The sequence below is a fragment of the Micromonospora peucetia genome (genome assembly GCF_900091625.1).
In the GTDB taxonomy this organism is placed as follows: Bacteria; Actinomycetota; Actinomycetes; order Mycobacteriales; family Micromonosporaceae; genus Micromonospora; species Micromonospora peucetia.
Window position 1 is genome coordinate 5,427,989 of the sequence record NZ_FMIC01000002.1, and the last position, 14,194, is coordinate 5,442,182.

Annotated in this window: 14 protein-coding genes; 4 read left to right on the top strand and 10 right to left on the bottom strand. The window is 73.3% G+C overall.

Annotated features, from left to right (window positions below):
- Positions 1-34 precede the first annotated feature (34 nt).
- Complete coding sequence (locus tag GA0070608_RS24495) at positions 35-856, bottom strand: SDR family NAD(P)-dependent oxidoreductase (RefSeq protein ID WP_091630825.1); 822 nt, start codon at positions 854-856, stop codon at positions 35-37.
- Between the two features lie 114 nt (positions 857-970).
- On the opposite strand from GA0070608_RS24495, the gene GA0070608_RS24500 reads away from it, so the two are divergent.
- Positions 971-1,570: a TetR/AcrR family transcriptional regulator gene (locus tag GA0070608_RS24500; RefSeq protein WP_091630826.1), complete on the top strand. Its 600-nt coding sequence runs from the start codon at positions 971-973 to the stop codon at positions 1,568-1,570.
- 231 nt (positions 1,571-1,801) lie between these two features.
- Here GA0070608_RS24500 and GA0070608_RS24505 read toward each other — a convergent pair whose 3' ends face one another.
- From GA0070608_RS24505 to GA0070608_RS24515, 3 genes are all read right to left on the bottom strand, one after another.
- Positions 1,802-2,287, bottom strand: coding sequence for an SRPBCC family protein (locus GA0070608_RS24505; protein ID WP_091630827.1), 486 nt, complete (start codon positions 2,285-2,287; stop codon positions 1,802-1,804).
- Positions 2,284-2,646: an ArsR/SmtB family transcription factor gene (locus GA0070608_RS24510; RefSeq protein ID WP_091630828.1), complete on the bottom strand. Its 363-nt coding sequence runs from the start codon at positions 2,644-2,646 to the stop codon at positions 2,284-2,286. Before GA0070608_RS24510 ends, GA0070608_RS24505 begins: the two co-directional genes overlap by 4 nt.
- Before the next feature lie 71 nt (positions 2,647-2,717).
- Complete coding sequence (locus GA0070608_RS24515) at positions 2,718-3,515, bottom strand: HAD family hydrolase (RefSeq protein WP_091630829.1); 798 nt, start codon at positions 3,513-3,515, stop codon at positions 2,718-2,720.
- Between GA0070608_RS24515 and GA0070608_RS24520 the strand changes: the two genes are divergently transcribed.
- On the top strand, positions 3,493-5,457 hold the full coding sequence (locus tag GA0070608_RS24520; protein WP_091630830.1) for a peptide deformylase: 1,965 nt from the start codon (positions 3,493-3,495) through the stop codon (positions 5,455-5,457). The two genes, GA0070608_RS24515 and GA0070608_RS24520, sit on opposite strands and share 23 nt — an antisense overlap.
- Here GA0070608_RS24520 and GA0070608_RS24525 read toward each other — a convergent pair.
- The 6 genes from GA0070608_RS24525 to GA0070608_RS24550 form a co-directional block, all read right to left on the bottom strand.
- Entirely contained in the window at positions 5,390-5,767 is a 378-nt protein-coding gene (locus GA0070608_RS24525; protein ID WP_091630831.1) for a CU044_2847 family protein, read from the bottom strand. The two genes, GA0070608_RS24520 and GA0070608_RS24525, sit on opposite strands and share 68 nt — an antisense overlap.
- A gap of 246 nt (positions 5,768-6,013) precedes the next feature.
- A complete protein-coding gene (locus tag GA0070608_RS24530; protein ID WP_091630832.1) occupies positions 6,014-8,380 on the bottom strand; it encodes a tetratricopeptide repeat protein in 2,367 nt (788 codons plus the stop codon).
- On the bottom strand, positions 8,377-10,140 hold the full coding sequence (locus GA0070608_RS24535; protein ID WP_091630833.1) for an ABC transporter permease: 1,764 nt from the start codon (positions 10,138-10,140) through the stop codon (positions 8,377-8,379). The genes GA0070608_RS24530 and GA0070608_RS24535 overlap by 4 nt, the downstream gene beginning before the upstream one ends.
- On the bottom strand, positions 10,137-11,417 hold the full coding sequence (locus GA0070608_RS24540; protein WP_176733827.1) for an ABC transporter substrate-binding protein: 1,281 nt from the start codon (positions 11,415-11,417) through the stop codon (positions 10,137-10,139). The genes GA0070608_RS24535 and GA0070608_RS24540 overlap by 4 nt, the downstream gene beginning before the upstream one ends.
- A 50-nt stretch (positions 11,418-11,467) precedes the next feature.
- On the bottom strand, positions 11,468-12,076 hold the full coding sequence (locus tag GA0070608_RS24545) for an ATP-binding cassette domain-containing protein (RefSeq protein ID WP_091630835.1): 609 nt from the start codon (positions 12,074-12,076) through the stop codon (positions 11,468-11,470).
- A 92-nt stretch (positions 12,077-12,168) separates the two neighbouring features.
- Positions 12,169-13,182 carry a helix-turn-helix transcriptional regulator gene (locus tag GA0070608_RS24550; RefSeq protein ID WP_091630836.1) on the bottom strand — a complete coding sequence of 338 codons (1,014 nt, stop codon included), beginning with the start codon at positions 13,180-13,182 and terminating at the stop codon, positions 12,169-12,171.
- A gap of 44 nt (positions 13,183-13,226) precedes the next feature.
- On the opposite strand from GA0070608_RS24550, the gene GA0070608_RS24555 reads away from it, so the two are divergent.
- Together GA0070608_RS24555 and GA0070608_RS24560 are read left to right on the top strand one after the other, a co-directional pair.
- On the top strand, positions 13,227-13,706 hold the full coding sequence (locus tag GA0070608_RS24555) for a hypothetical protein (RefSeq protein WP_091630837.1): 480 nt from the start codon (positions 13,227-13,229) through the stop codon (positions 13,704-13,706).
- Positions 13,706-14,167, top strand: a complete 462-nt coding sequence (locus GA0070608_RS24560; RefSeq protein WP_091630838.1) for a hypothetical protein — start codon at positions 13,706-13,708, stop codon at positions 14,165-14,167. Before GA0070608_RS24555 ends, GA0070608_RS24560 begins: the two co-directional genes overlap by 1 nt.
- Positions 14,168-14,194: the final 27 nt, after the last annotated feature.

A 14,194-nucleotide genomic window follows, 5' to 3' on the forward strand; every position in this document is an offset into this window, starting at 1 on the left:
CGCTGTGGCCGGCGGTGTCGATTTGCGGTTCCGGTCAGCCTGGGGCCTTGCGGCTGAGCTCTTCCCATGCCTGGTAGAGCTCGGCTCTGGCCCGGTCCAGTTCCTGGACCTGGTCGTAGGACCGGCCGCCGACGATGAGCCGCCGGGGCGGTTCCGGCAGCGCGGCCAGTTCCATGATGACGGGGGCGGCCGTGCTCGGGGCCGGCCCGGTTTCCTCGCCCCACATCTCGGCCAGTTCGGCGCGCAGGGGACCGTAGTGCGGGAGGGCCTCGGTCTCCGTGGTTCCCTTGGTGAACAGGCCGGTGTCGTAGCCGCCCATCTGCACGATGGTGACCTTGATGCCGAACCGCTCGACCTCCATCGCCAGCGCCTCGCTGACCGAATCGAGCGCCACCTTGCCGGCACCGTAGAAGCCGACGGACGCCATGCCGCCGGCGGTGCCCATCGACGTGACCTGCAGGATGCGGCCGGAGCCCTGCGCGCGCAGGTGGGGCAGGACGGCCTGGGCCACCCAGACCGCGCCGAAGAAGTTGACGTCCAGATGCGTCCGGATCTGCTCTTCCGTGGCCTCCTCCACCATCCCGTAGAGCAGCCCGCCAGCGTTGTTGACCACGACGTCGAGCCGGCCGAAGGCGGCGACCGCGCGGTCCACGCCGTCGAACACGGCCTGGCGGTCGGAGACGTCCAGCGGGAGCCGGACGAGAGCGTCCGGGTACGCGCCGGCCAGGTCCACGAGCGGCTCGACGTTGCGGGCCGCGGCCACGACGCAGTCCCCGGCGGTCAAGGCCGCCTCGGCGAACGCCCTGCCCAGGCCTCGTGAAGCGCCGGTGATGAACCAGACTTTGGCAGTTGTCATGGAATTCCACCTCCTCAAGCGAGACGATACGTCTCGGTGCGTTTCAGTCTGCAAGGCGGTGGCGGCCTTGTCAAAACGAACCGGCCCGTCTCGTTGAGCTGCTAGCCTGAGCCCATGTCCCAGGGCAGGAATCCGGACCGCACCCGGCGCAGCGAACGTTCGCGGCAGGCGATCCTCGAGGCGACCCGCGCGCTGGTCTCCGAGGTCGGGTACGGCAAGGTGGCGATCGAGACCATCGCCGCCCGGGCCGGCGTCGGCAAGCAGACGATCTACCGTTGGTGGCCGTCCAAGGGCGCTGTGATCTTTGACGCCTTCCTGGCGCTCAGCGAGGGCGCCGAGGGGCAGGGCGCGGCGCTGCCGGACACCGGCGACATCGAGGTCGACCTCAAGACGGTCATGCGCGCGACGGTCGCCGAGTTCGCCGACCCGGAGTTCGAGAAGCCGATCCGGGCGCTCAACAACGAGATCGCCAACGATCCCGACCTTGCCGCACAGTACCGCGAGAAGCTGGCCCGGCCCTTGGACGCTGTCAAGAAGGAGCGACTGCGCAGCGCGCAGCGGGCCGGCCAGTTGGCCGCAGGCGCCGACCTCGACCTGGTCCTGGCGGTGCTCTACGCGCCCCTGTTTCAGCGCTGGCTGCACCGCTCGGGCCCGCTGACCGCCGAGTATGCCGACTCTCTCGTCGATGTCACGCTCAGGGCCTTTCGGCCCTGATCCCCGGCGGTGCGTAACGCCCCACAGTGTGCTTGCGTCCTCAGCAGTTGCCACCCGCCAAGTGGCCACTGCGCGTATCGGAATCTGACGGACCGGCACAACGGCCGGCCGGCGGGGCATGGCCGGCCGACCGGCCGTCAGGTGACTGGACGAGGAGCCAGCCGTTCGTGCGTTTGGGCCGGCGATCGGTCCGTGCGGCTGGTCCCTCGTTCGTCGCTTCCGCCGCGTCCGTCAGAGGCCCTTCACGACCTCGACCAGCTGGTCCAGCGCGGCGCTCCAGCCCTCGGCGAATCCCATCTCCTCGTGCGACTTCTTCGCCGAGGCGTCGGCGTGGATCGCCGTGGCGGTGTACCTCGTGCCGTTGCCGGCGGGTTCGATCCTGATGACCGCGGTGAACGGGAAGTCGCCGGTGACGACCTGGGGGCGGAAACCGGGGCCCAGTCCCGAGGTGAAGACCAGCGTCGAGCCCTCCTCGACGACCAGGATGCAGCCGGTGCTCGGGTAGTCCTCGCCCTCGGGCGAGCGCATCACGGTGTTGAACCGGCCGCCGGGCTGGAGGTCGATCTCGCAGGACGACGTCGACCAGGGCCGCGGGGCGAACCACCGGACGATCAACTCGGGCGTGGTCCAGGCTTTCCAGACCAGCTCGGGCGCGACATCGACGGTGCGTTCCAGGACGAGGTCGAGATCCGGGTTCACGCTGGGGTAGGTGGTCATGTCTGCTGCTCCTTCAGGTCGTGGAGAAACGAGTCGAGTTGGTCGAGGCGTCGGGTCCACACCGCACGTTGACCGGCGAGCCAGTCGTCGACGTGCGCGAGCGGCTCGGGCGTGAGCCGGTAGGTCCGCACCCGCCCCTTCTTCTCCGACGTCACCAGGCCGGAGCGCTCGAGGACGCCCAGGTGCTGGGTGAACGACGGCAGTGCCATGTCGAACGGGCGAGCGAGCTCGCTGGTCGTCGCGGGCCCTCGCCCGAGGAGTTCAACGACCCGGCGGCGGGTCGGGTCGGACAATGCCTGGAACACGTCGTCCAGGGCTCCGACGACGCCCCCGTCTTCGCCGCCCGATTGCTTAGGCATACACCTAACTATAGCCGTGGCCCACACTTAGGTCAAGCCCTAAGTGAATTCGCAGCCGCACTGGCCGGTCGTCAGGATGGGTCACCGTCGGGGGTCTCGGGCGGCGCTGCGGCGAACAGCGTCGGCACGGTGAGGTCGGCCAGGCACGTCGCCCGGCCGGACGGGGACGGCGATCCGTGGTCGCCGACCACGACCACCGGGCAACCGGCGGCCATCGCGCTGGAGAGTCCCGTTGGTGAATCTTCCACGACAACGCATTGCGACGGTGGCAATCGCAATCTGCGTGCCCCGAGCAAATAGGGATCGGGTGCGGGTTTCGCCCGAGCCACGTCGTCGCCGCAGACGACGACGTCGAATCGGGGAACGTCATTGTGAGTCAGCAGCGCGTTCACGATCTCCCGGCTGCTCGACGTGACGAGCCCGACCGGCACGCCGTGCTGTCGCAGGTCCGCGACGAGGCGGAGCCCGAACCCGTCCCATCGCGCCCCGCCGTCGAGATGACGCCGTCGTACGAACCGTTCCACCCAGGTCACGTCGGCGATGGGATCCGCGTCCGACCAGCCCAGGCGGCGATGCACGGTGATGACCGCCTCCAGCGCGGTGAGGCCGCGCAGCCCGTCGACCACCCCCGCCGGCACTGCCTGCCGCCGACCGATCAGCGCGGTGAGCGCGGCCCGCCACAGCGGTGCCGTGTCGACCAGAGTGCCGTCGAGATCGAAAAGCACGGCCCACTTCTTCACCACCGTCATGTTCCATTCCTCGACGTTTCGGGTCAACGTTCGGACATGGCAGTGCCGGTGATTCCCGATAGGATGAGTATTCCGCAGCGGAACGGAGGTCCCGGTGATGTACCGGGTCGAGCGCGCCATCGCTTTCGTGCTCGGTCGACGCGACGCCGACCGCGTGGGGCTGGCCTTCCTGGTCGGGGAGCGCCTGATGATCACCTGCGCCCATGTGGTCAATGTTGCGCTCGGCCGACCGGCGCGGCACGCGGAGCCGGTTCCGAGGAACACCCGCGTCTCCCTGCATTTTGCGCTGCTCGGGCCGGCGAACAGTTGGATCGAACGCAGCGCCGAGGTGATGGCGTGGTTGCCCACCGGCGAGAACTTCGACGTGGAGGACGTGGCGGTGCTCCGGCTCGGTGAGGGCCTGAGCGGCAGCGGCGCGGAACCGCTGCGCATCAAGGCGGACCTGAAGGACCGCTACAACGCCGCGGTGCAGATGTGGGGGCCGGGGCACGGGCGTGACCTCGGGCGGCACGTACAGGGCAGTCTGCTCGGCGCGGTCGGCAAGCATCGGTTGCAGGTCGACGAGGTGGTGCACCAGGTCTTCCGGGTGCGGTCCGGGTTCAGCGGAGGGCCGGTCTGGGATCCGTCGACCTCCCTCGTGTTCGGCATGCTCCAGGCGATCACCACGGACGAGTCCGCCGAGGTGCTGGTGCTCGACGGCGCCCTGTTGGAGCGGGCACTGGCGGCGGTCGCGACTGCACGTCCCGGCCTGGCGCTGCTGCACGACCACGGCGAGGTGCACTACGACGGCAGCCACTACACATTGCGACAGCGCCGGCTGCTGCGCCACGGCGGAGGCAGTCCCCGCGCAAAGTACGAGATGAAGGTGTCGGTGGGTCGTTTCCTCAACGATGAGGCATCCCGCAACCTACGACACCACGCACGGCATCCGCTCAGTGTCGGCAATCCCGTCCGAGACATCGACCTCCAGGCTTGGTGCACCGTCGACGATCTGCGAAGGTCGATGGACGTCAAGGCGACCAAGGTACGCCATGAGGAGATCAACTTTGATCTGTGCTTCCCCGGGTCGGGGTTACTGACCCCTGGCCAGCAGGCGATCATCGAGTATCAGTACCGGGTGAGCGACGAGATCTGGGGGCAGTGGTACAAACGCAACGTCAGGCCCAACACCGACCGGCTCTCCATCGAGGCGCACCTGCCGGCCGAACTGGAACCGGAGTGCTGGGGCATGACCTCGCTGCCGTCGGAGACGGACCTGGAGCCGCTTTCCGACGTCGAGACGCGGGTGGAGGGCGACCGGATCGTCTACTCCTGGGACCGCACCGCCGAGGAGGAGAGCCTCGCCGAGGAACGTCGCATCCGACTGGACTGGTTCTTCTGGCGCCGCGTCCCGGACAGCAGTGAGTGCGACGACGCGGCCAGCGTGTTGCGGCAGTTCGGCATCCGGCAGCTGCGCGAGCCGGCACGCGGGCGTGAGTCGTCGAACCTGCCGGCGAGGACACGGCTCATCGACTTCGAGTCGCCGAACGACCGGCGGCTGACCGTCCGGGTGCTCGCCCACCTGCGGCGGGTGGCCGGCTGGGTGAACCGGTACCACGCGTTCAAGCCGGAGGTGAGCATGGGGATAGCGGCGCCGCAGCTCGGCATGGCGTACGCCATCGCCATCGTCCGGCAGCCGGGCTCGCCCGACTACCTTGAGCTGGTCAATCCGAGCGTCGTCGAGCGGACCGACGAGGAGGTCCTGGATTTCGAGGGCTGCCTCAGCTTTTTCGACGTGCGGGGCCGGGTCCTGCGGCCCTACGGTTTGCGCGTCCGCCACCGGACGGCGCAGGGGGGTGACCGGGACGTGGTCCTGACCGGGGCACTGGCCCGCAGCGTGGCCCACGAGATCGACCATATTGGCGGCAAGGTCTACACCGACACCGACCGGATGCCGAGCGACGAGGCTCCGGTCGGCGTGCGGCAGTACCGTCAGCTCCGCGAACGCGACCGGTTCACGCCGCCGGCGCCTCCGGAACGGCTGACCTGGCGGGCGGAGGAGCCTCGGCACGCCGCCAGGTGAGGTTCACCTTGAACGTCGCTTCGGCGGTGCCCTTCGTGAAGATCAGACCCGTCTCCCCGCCCACCGTCAGCCCCAGCTCGACGGAGATCTCGTCGGGGGCGGACGCTGCCGCCCGCAGCCCGGCGACCACCGTACGCACGGCGGGCAGCACCTTCTCCAGGGAACTGGTCAGCGTGACCGCGGCCAACGGGGCGCGCCCGTCGCCCGCCGCCACCAACTCGATGTCCCCGAGATCCCGGCGCTCGGCCTCGACCTCGACGTACTCGTCGCTGCCGTCAGCGACCGGAACCTTGAGAATCAGCGTGGCCATTCGACCTCCGTGCGTCGGCGGTGCCAGGGGGTGCCGAGGGCAGTCAGCAAGGTGTAACAGGTCAGGGCCGCGAGCGGTAGCCATCCGACGGCTTCCTTGCAGCGGCGCGTCCCGTTGCCGGCGGTGACCTGTCGCCGGCTGCGCGTTGGGCGGCACCCAGCTGGAGACGTTCATGAACCTGGAGCGCCGGCTGGACGGCTGAGCCGCGCCGTCGCCGACGGGCGGGGTACTCGGCAGAAGCCCCGCTCAGGCCGGCGCGTCGCTGCCCACCAGGCGGGCGTCCGCCGCTGCCTGAGCGTCGGCGTCCCCCGCCTCCTCGCACACGCCCGCCGCGTCCGCCCAGTGCCGTCGGGCCTCGTCGGCGTCGCCGAGGGCCGCTGCCGCGTCGCCCAGGTGCAGCAGCGTCCGCCCCAGGCCGGACGTCGGTCGCCCGTCGCGCAACCGCAGGCTCTCCGCCAGCATCTCGTACGCCTGCCGGGCCTGCGCCGGCGCTGAGGTCAACAGTGCGGCACCCGCGTTGAGTAGCGCGGCGGCCCGGTTCGTCGGGTCGGCCACCGAGTCGTACTCGCGCAGCGCCGCCCGCCACGACTGCGCCGCGTCGAGGTGCTCGCCGAGCCCGGCGTGCACCAGCACCAGGTTGGTCAGCGCCGCCGCGTAGCCCCGGGCGTCGCCGAGCGTCCGGAAGGCGTTCGCCGCCCGGACCAGGTGGTGGTGCGCGACGGCCAGCTCGCCCCGGGCCAGCCGGGCGGCGCCCAGCCCGAGGTCGGTCAGCGCGTGCCCCGCCCGGTCCGCCCCGGAACGGTGCCGCCGCGACAGCTCCAGATGCTCCACCGCGTCGTCGAGCTGCCCCAGGTCCAGCAGCACCAGGCCGAGGTTCATCCGCGCCTGCGCGGTGCCGCGCCGGCCCCGCTCCGCCACCGCGAGGCTGAGCGCCGTCGCCGCCCCCTGCGGGTCGTGCCGGCGGCGGCGCAGCACCCCCAGCTCGTTGTGCGCCCAGCCGGCGATCTCCGGCCGGTCGTCGGCCGTGGGGGTGGCGAGCACGGTCCGGCACACCTCCGCCCACTCGTCGAGCCGTTCGGCGTGGGCGAGCCACCCGCACAGCGCCACCGCCAGCCGGAACCACCAACGGCGCACCCGGCGCGGCAGGGTCTCCGCCGCGCCCGCCGGCACCCGCACCACGGCCAGCAGCAGCTCCTGGTGCAGGTCGAACCAGCCGTACGGGTCGTGGTCCAGCGCCAGGGTCGGCTCCCGGTCCGGCGAGCCGGACACCGCGAGGCTCGCGGCGTGCCGCTCCGCCCGCCGGGCCAGGTGCCGGGTGAGCCGGGCCTGCGCCGCGACCCGCCGCCGCGCCGGCTCCGCGTCGCGCAGGTGCATCCGGGCGTACGGGGCCAGCAACGGGCGCACCTCGTAGCGGTCACCGGGCGCGCCGGTGACGAACCCGCCGGTGGCCAGCTCGTGCAGCAGGGTGGCCACCCGGTCCGGGCGACGCCCGGCGAGCGCCGCGATCGTCGGCCGGTCCAGTGGCACCGGACTGAGCGACATCAGCCGCCACAACCGCCGCGCCTCGCTGCCCAGCGCGTGGTACGCGGTGTCCCGGGCGGTCACCAGCAGGGTCGCCGGGGACGCGGCGACGTGCTGGTGCGGGGGCGTGTCGACGGCGCGGCGCAGCGCGTCGCGCACGTCGGCGTGCCGCCACCCGTGCTGGGCCGTACGCCGACCGAGCTCCGCGACGGTGCGGGGCTGCCGCCCGCAGAGTTCGACGAGGGCGCGTACGGCCGGGTCGGTGCGCGGGTCCGGGCGGTGCGGCCGGGCGACGGGCGCGGTGGTGCCCGCGGCGGCGAACAGCTCGACGGCGTCGTCGGCGCCCGGCTCGGCGATCCCGTGCGCCACCACCCCGTCCAGCGCGGCCAGTGCTTCCGTGCCGGCCAGCAGCAGGCGGCACGTCCGCGCGGTCGGGGGCAGCAGCGCTCGGACCTGAGCCGGGTCGTCCACGTTGTCCAGCACCACCAGGACCGCCCGGCCGTCGAGCTTGCCGCTCAGCTCGTCGGCGGCGTCGGCGAGGTCGTCGGCGCGACCCGACGCCGGCGGCCGGGTGCCGAGGATCCGGGCCAGCGCGGTCAGCACCTGCCGGGCGTCCTGCCGCCGGCCGCCCCGGCGCAGGTCCAGATAGTACTGGCCGTCGGGGAAGTCCTGGCGGCACAGGTTGGCGGCCTGGACGGCGCAGGACGAGGTGCCCACGGCCCGCCGGCCGACCACCGCGACCGCGTGCTCCTTCTCCAGCAGGTCGATGATCGCGTCGACGTGCCCGGCCCGCCCGGTGAATCCGGCCGGCCACGGCAGGGTGGGCGCACCGACGGCGGGGGTGGCCCCGGGGTCGTCCGGCGTCGGAGCCTGCTGCCGCTGGCGGCGCCATTCCACGAGGACGGCGGCGGCGAGGCCGAGCACTATCACCCCGGCGCTGGCCGAGCCGAGCTGGGCGACGGAGAGCTCGGAGAGCAGGTTGCCGGTCACGTTGCCGAGCACCGCGCTGACCGTCCCGCCGACCACACCGCCGATCGCCAGCAGCAGGCTCAACCGGCGGGGAGCCCGGGGGCGGCGGGCCGGCCCGGTCACCGGACGCCCCCGGCGACCAGGCCGGCGACGAGCTGGCGGCGGGCCAGCACCACCAGCAGCACCGGCAGGATCGAGGCGATGACCGAGCCGGCGGCGAGCGCCCCGCTGTTGGCCGCGAAGCCCCGGGTCTGGCCGGCGAGGAACAGCCCCAGCGGCAGCGCACCCGGCCCGCTGAACAGCAGACCCACCACCAGGTCGTTCCACACCTGCACGAACTCGAGCACCGCGACGGCGACCACGGCCGGGCGGTTGTGCCGGGCGAGCAGCCGCAGGGTGCCCCACCAGTGTCGCCCGCCCACCCGGGCCGCCCGCACCTGCTCGGCGGGCAGGTCCGCGAACGCGTTGCGCAGCACCAGCACGGCGAACGGCACGCCCAGCGCGACGTGCACCAGCGCCAGTCCACGCGCCGTGCCCGAGGACAGCACGACGCCGAGCACCTCGTTGACCGGCCCGGCGATCACCTGCACCGGCACGATGGCGGCGGCCATCAGCAGCAGCCCGGCGGCCTGGGCGCGTGGCCCGGTCAGCCAGGCCAGCGGGTACGCGGCGAGCAGCGCGACGCCCAGCACCACGGCGGTGACCGTGGTCGCCAGCACCAGCGTGAAGCCGAGCGTGCGCCACAGCTCGGCGCCGGTCAGCAGGTCACGGTAGGAGTCGAGGCTGGGCGGGCTCCACCACCAGCCCCGGGCTGCCGCGTCCACCGTGCCGTGCAGCGAGGTGGCGAGCAGCACCCCGAGCGGCACCAGCCAGGCGACCGCCGCGCCCGCGACCAGCAGCCGGGTCACCCGCCGTGGCGCCGGCGTCGCCGGATCAGGCTCGGCGGGCACCTGGTCCCGGGGCGGCGGCCACGCCTGCCGTACGAACAGGGCCGTGACCAGCATGCCGGCGGCCACCGCCACCAGCCACACCACGCCGAGCGCGGCGCCCTCGCCGGTGGTGGCGCCGTTGGAGGTCTGCCAGACCCGCAGCGCGAGCACCGAGGCCTCGTCGCGCACCGAGCCGGGCGTCATCACCAGGATCAGGTCGAACGTCCGGGCGGTGCCGAGCGCCGCCAGGGTGAAGACCACCGCCACGGTACGCAGCAGCAGTGGCCGCCACTGCGCGTCCCAGAGCACGTCGCGGCGGTTGCCGCCGTAGGCGCGGACCGCGTCGGCGAGGCTGGGCGGTACGGCGTCGAGGGCGGCCCGGAACACCAGCACGGCCAGCCCGACCCAGGCCCACACGAACGCGGACATCAGCGCCACCGTGACCAGGCCGGGGCCGAGCAGTTGCGGGGCGTCGGCCGCAGACCGGCCGGTCAGCGTCGCGGCGACCAGGGTGGCCAGCCCACGCCCCGGATCCGGGTCGTACATCAGCCGGAAGGTGACCCCGGTCACCACCAGCGGCAGCGCGGCCGGCACCACCAGGATGAGGCGGACCAGCCCACCCTCCTGTGAGCGGCGCGAGGCGGCGGCGAGCAGGTAGCCCAGCACGGTGACCACCGCCGGCACCACCAGCGCCCAGAGCAGCGTGCGTCCCACCACGGCCCAGGTGCCGGGCGCGGCCAGCGCGGTGCGGAAGTGTTCCGCGCCCACCCACCGGCCGTCGGTGGTGACGCTGGCGTGCACGGTACGCACCACCGGCCACGCCACCAGCCCGCCGAGCAGCAACAGGGCGGGCAGCAGCAGCGCCCAGGTGGCCCCCGCCGCCGGGTAGGCCCGCCCGCGCCGGGGCGGCCCGACGTCGTCGAGGACGGCCAACTCGCCCAGGACGCGGCTCATCGGCCGCCCCCCGTCGACCGGGCCGCCGCCGCCAGTTGCCCGACGGCCCGGCGGGTGGCCTCACCGGCGGCGACTCCGTTCGTGACGTCGGCGAAGAAGTCCTGCATGATCCGCCAGATGCCCACCCCGTCGGAGCCGGTGAACGGGCCCGGCAGGCCGTCGGAGAGGTCGAAGTGCACCGCCCCGGGTGTGCGCAGCTCGGCGGCGAGGCGTCGACGGACGGGGTCGCGGTAGTCGTCCAGCGGCACGGACACGTTGGGGGAGAGATAGCCGCCGGCACTCAGCCACGGCTGGAACGTCGAGCCGTCGCTGAGCCAGCGCACCAGTTCCGCCCCGCGGGTCGAGCCGGCGAACGCCACCGCCGCGTCGCCGCCGATGATCAGCGGGTGGTCGGCGACCCGGGAGCCGGGGAAGCGGAAGGTTTTCAGCTGCTCCGAACCCCGGCGGAACCGGCCGCTGACGTCGTCGACGAAGTCGGCCTCGAAGAGCATCGTGGCCCGCTGGTGGTACACCACCTGGATCACCGACTCCTCGTACTGGGTGAGCAGGGCCCGGCGCCCGCCGCCCGGGAACGCGCCGTCGATGCTCCACAGCTCGGCGAGCCGGTCCAGCGCCGTGTGCGTCGACGGGCTCCGCCAGTCGGCCTCGCCGCGGGCCAGTGCCTCGTAGTAGCCGGCCGGGGCCACGTCGGCGAGCACGTTCTCGAACCAGTCGGTGAGCACCCAGCCGTCGGCCGCGCCAACGGCCAGCGGCGCCGGGCCGTCGCCCGCCCGGGCCCGCGCGCCGAGCCGCCGGGTCAGCGTCACGAGCTGGTCCCAGGTGCGCGGTGGCGTGTGGAGCATCGACGGGAAATACCAGAACAGCGACTTGTGGGCCGCCTTCACCCAGACGCCGTAACGCCGCCCGTCGGCGGAGAGCAGGTCGGCCAGGCCGGGCGGGAGGGCGTAGCTGGCGGCGGGGGTCAGCTCGCGCAGCCAGCCGCGCCGGGCGTACTCGACAACCAGCCCCGACCTGGGCAGGATCGCCACGTCGGGGCTGGTGCCGGCCAGTTGGCGGGCGCGCAGGAACGCGTCGATGTCGTTGCCGGCGCTGATCACCTGCACCCCGGCGTCGTAGCCGGCCACGACCTCGCGGAAACGGGCCAGCTCGCCGCCGCTCCACACGACCGCGACCTGGACCGCCGGCGGTGCGCCGGAGCAGCCCGCCGCGGCGGTCACGGTAGCCGCGGCGGTGGCCCGCAGCAGGGTACGACGGCTCGGCCGCGCCGCCGTCGTCACCCAACCTCCCGGCGTCACCCGTCGCGCCGACATCGCCCAGCCCGCCGACGTCACTCGTCCACCTCGGCGGCGACCGGCACGTCGGCCAGGGCGGTCGGGTCGGCCGTGCACACCAGCACGGCCACCCCCGGCGTGTCCGGTGGGGAGAGCCGTTCGAACAGGTCGGTCAGCCGCCCGCCGACGACCGGCCCGGTCGGCAGGTCGATCACGAGCACCTCGGGCAGGCAGACCACCGCCCGGGCCAGCGCCACCCGGAACCGCTGCGCCTCCGACAGCAGATGCGGGTGCAGCCCCAACGTCGGTGCCAGCTCCAGCTGGTCGACCACCGTCGCCGTCCAGGCGTCGGCCACCTCCCGCACCCGCTCCCGCCGGCGCTGGCCGTAGGCGATGTTGCGGCGCACGGTGAGGTGGGGCAGCAGCGCGCCGCCGGCCGGCACGTAGGCGATGTGGCGCTGTGGCGGCGGCAGGGTGGTCACCTCCCGGTCGCCGACCAGGACCCGGCCGGCGACCGGCGCGGCCAGTCCGCTCACCACCCGGGCGACGGCGGTGCCGAGGGGCGGGGCGGCGACCAGGCCGGCGCAGGCGCCAGCGGGGACGTCGAGGGTCACCGCGGCGGTGCCGGGCATGGCGACGAGTGCGCACAGTCGTAACGTGGCCATCACCTCCGGTGACCGGGCAGCGCCCCCAGGGTCGCACAATCCGCCGACAACCGGCGCCCCGCCACCGTCCCCTCTGGAGCGGGGAGCGGGGTTCAGGTCGGTGCCCGTCCACCGCTGCCGATCACGGCCGGATGCGGGGCATAGAGGGCGGCGAGAGCGGTGGCGGTGGCGGCGAGCCGGTCCCGCAGCGCGGCCGGGGCCAGCACCTCCACGTCCGCGCCGAGCCGCAGCAGGTCGCCGTGGGCGTGGGTGAGCGACTCGATCGGGACGACGGCGGTCACCCAGCCGACGTCGTCGGGCGGCCCGGCGGTGTCGTCCACGGCCGCCACCACCAGCTCGCTGGCGATCTCCCGGAGCCGGTCCCGACCCCGGGAAGAGAGCCGGATCGTGGCGACGTCACGGTGCAGGCCGGCCCTGAAGCGCACCACGTGCGCCCGCCACCAGGCGGGCAGGTCGAATCCCGCCGGGCGCGGGAACTCTTCGTCGAGGGTGGTCAGCGACAGGACCTGGTTGACCCGGTAGGTGGCGGGCCCGTCCCGCCCGGGCCGGCCGGCGACCGTGTACCACCGGCCTCCCTTCAGGACCAGTCCGTAGGGCTCCAGCACCCGGTCGACCTCCCCGGCCCAGCTGCGGTAGCGCACGGCGATCCGGCGCTGCCGCCAGACCGCCTCGGCCACCTCGGCGAGGTGCGGTGAGGCGTCGCCGTCGGCGTACCAGTTGGGGGTGTCCAGGTGGAAGCGCTCCTGGATCCGGGCCGCCCGGTCGGCCAGCGCGGGCGGCAGCGCGGCGTGCAGCTTGAGCTGGAGCGCGGCGACCGCCGCCCCGTAGCCCAGCTCGGCGGCGGGCCCGGGCAGCCCGGCGAGGAAGAGCCGCTCCGCCTCATGGGCGGTCAGCCCGGTCAGCCTCGTCCGCCAGCCGTCGACGAGCTGGTAGCCACCCGCGTGCCCGGACTCGCCGTAGAGCGGGATGCCGGCCGCGTGCAGCGACTCGACATCGCGGTAGACGGTGCGGGTGGACACCTCCAGCCGCTCGGCGAGCTGCGCGGCGGTCATCCGCCCGTGGGCCTGGAGCAGCATCAGGAGGGAGAGCAGTCGACTGGCACGCATTCCGCTGACAGTAGTTGTCAGTGAAGTGTCCCTACCGTCCCGGCATGGCTTTTCGCGACAAGGAACTTCGGGTGCCGGGACCTCTCACGGTCGCCGGCCGCAAGCTCAAGCGCTACCACGTGGACCAGCCGGAGCACCGGATCGAACCGGAGGTGGAGCGGGCCGCGTACGCCGTGCTGCCCCGCCTGCTGCCCACCCGCGACGGCGACGGCATGCCGGCGGCCGGCTGGGTGGTGCTGCACCGGGGCGCCGACACGGGGGCGTACCTGCTGGCGTACAGCTGGGTCTGGGACAACGTGGTGGAGGTGCGGATCGCGGCGGCCGGTCAGCCCGCCGTCGGCTGCCCGGACGACGACCCGGCCCGCTTCGTGGACCTGGACCGCTCCTGGGCGGGCTGTGTCTGGGAGTTGGGGGTGCTGGAGCACGAGCGGGCCGCCTGGGCCCGGCACGTGCTGGCACCGGAGCGCCCGGACCTGACCGGCTGGATCGCCGACAGCCGCGCCGAGGGGCCGGTGGGGCGCTGATGGGCGACTTCGACTTCCTTGTCGGCACCTGGAACGTGGCCAACCGGCGTCTGCGCGAGCGGCACGTCGGCGGCGACGACTGGGACGAGTTCCCCGGGGTCTCCGTGGCCCGGAGCTTCTTCGGCGGTGCCGGCAGCTTCGACGAGATCACCTTCCCCACCCGCGGTTTCTCCGGCGCGACCATGCGGATCTTCGACCCGGCGGCGGGCACCTGGTCCATCTACTGGATGAACAGCCGGCGCGGGATGTTGGAGCTGCCGCCGGTGGTCGGCCGGTTCGCCGCAGGAGTGGGAACGTTTCTCGCCGACGACGTCGACGAGGGGCGCCCGGTGCGGTGCCGGTTCGTCTGGTCCGCGGTCACCCCGACCTCCTGCCGCTGGGAGCAGGCGTTCTCCACCGACGGCGAGCGCACCTGGGAGACCAACTGGGTCATGGAGTTCACCCGGGCGCCGACCGGCTGACCGGCTCGCGGCCCTACCGGCTCGACT

Bases quoted from the DNA above. Each gene is read 5' to 3' on its own strand.
- GA0070608_RS24545 (WP_091630835.1), bottom strand. From the start codon at position 12,076: ATGGCCACGTTACGACTGTGCGCACTCGTCGCCATGCCCGGCACCGCC.
- GA0070608_RS24525 (WP_091630831.1), bottom strand. From the start codon at position 5,767: ATGGCCACGCTGATTCTCAAGGTTCCGGTCGCTGACGGCAGCGACGAG.
- GA0070608_RS24535 (WP_091630833.1), bottom strand. From the start codon at position 10,140: ATGAGCCGCGTCCTGGGCGAGTTGGCCGTCCTCGACGACGTCGGGCCG.
- GA0070608_RS24510 (WP_091630828.1), bottom strand. From the start codon at position 2,646: ATGCCTAAGCAATCGGGCGGCGAAGACGGGGGCGTCGTCGGAGCCCTG.
- GA0070608_RS24515 (WP_091630829.1), bottom strand. From the start codon at position 3,515: ATGGCGCGCTCGACCCGGTACATCACCGGGACCTCCGTTCCGCTGCGG.
- GA0070608_RS24550 (WP_091630836.1), bottom strand. From the start codon at position 13,182: ATGCGTGCCAGTCGACTGCTCTCCCTCCTGATGCTGCTCCAGGCCCAC.
- GA0070608_RS24555 (WP_091630837.1), top strand. From the start codon at position 13,227: ATGGCTTTTCGCGACAAGGAACTTCGGGTGCCGGGACCTCTCACGGTC.
- GA0070608_RS24505 (WP_091630827.1), bottom strand. From the start codon at position 2,287: ATGACCACCTACCCCAGCGTGAACCCGGATCTCGACCTCGTCCTGGAA.
- GA0070608_RS24495 (WP_091630825.1), bottom strand. From the start codon at position 856: ATGACAACTGCCAAAGTCTGGTTCATCACCGGCGCTTCACGAGGCCTG.
- GA0070608_RS24560 (WP_091630838.1), top strand. From the start codon at position 13,706: ATGGGCGACTTCGACTTCCTTGTCGGCACCTGGAACGTGGCCAACCGG.
- GA0070608_RS24520 (WP_091630830.1), top strand. From the start codon at position 3,493: ATGTACCGGGTCGAGCGCGCCATCGCTTTCGTGCTCGGTCGACGCGAC.
- GA0070608_RS24500 (WP_091630826.1), top strand. From the start codon at position 971: ATGTCCCAGGGCAGGAATCCGGACCGCACCCGGCGCAGCGAACGTTCG.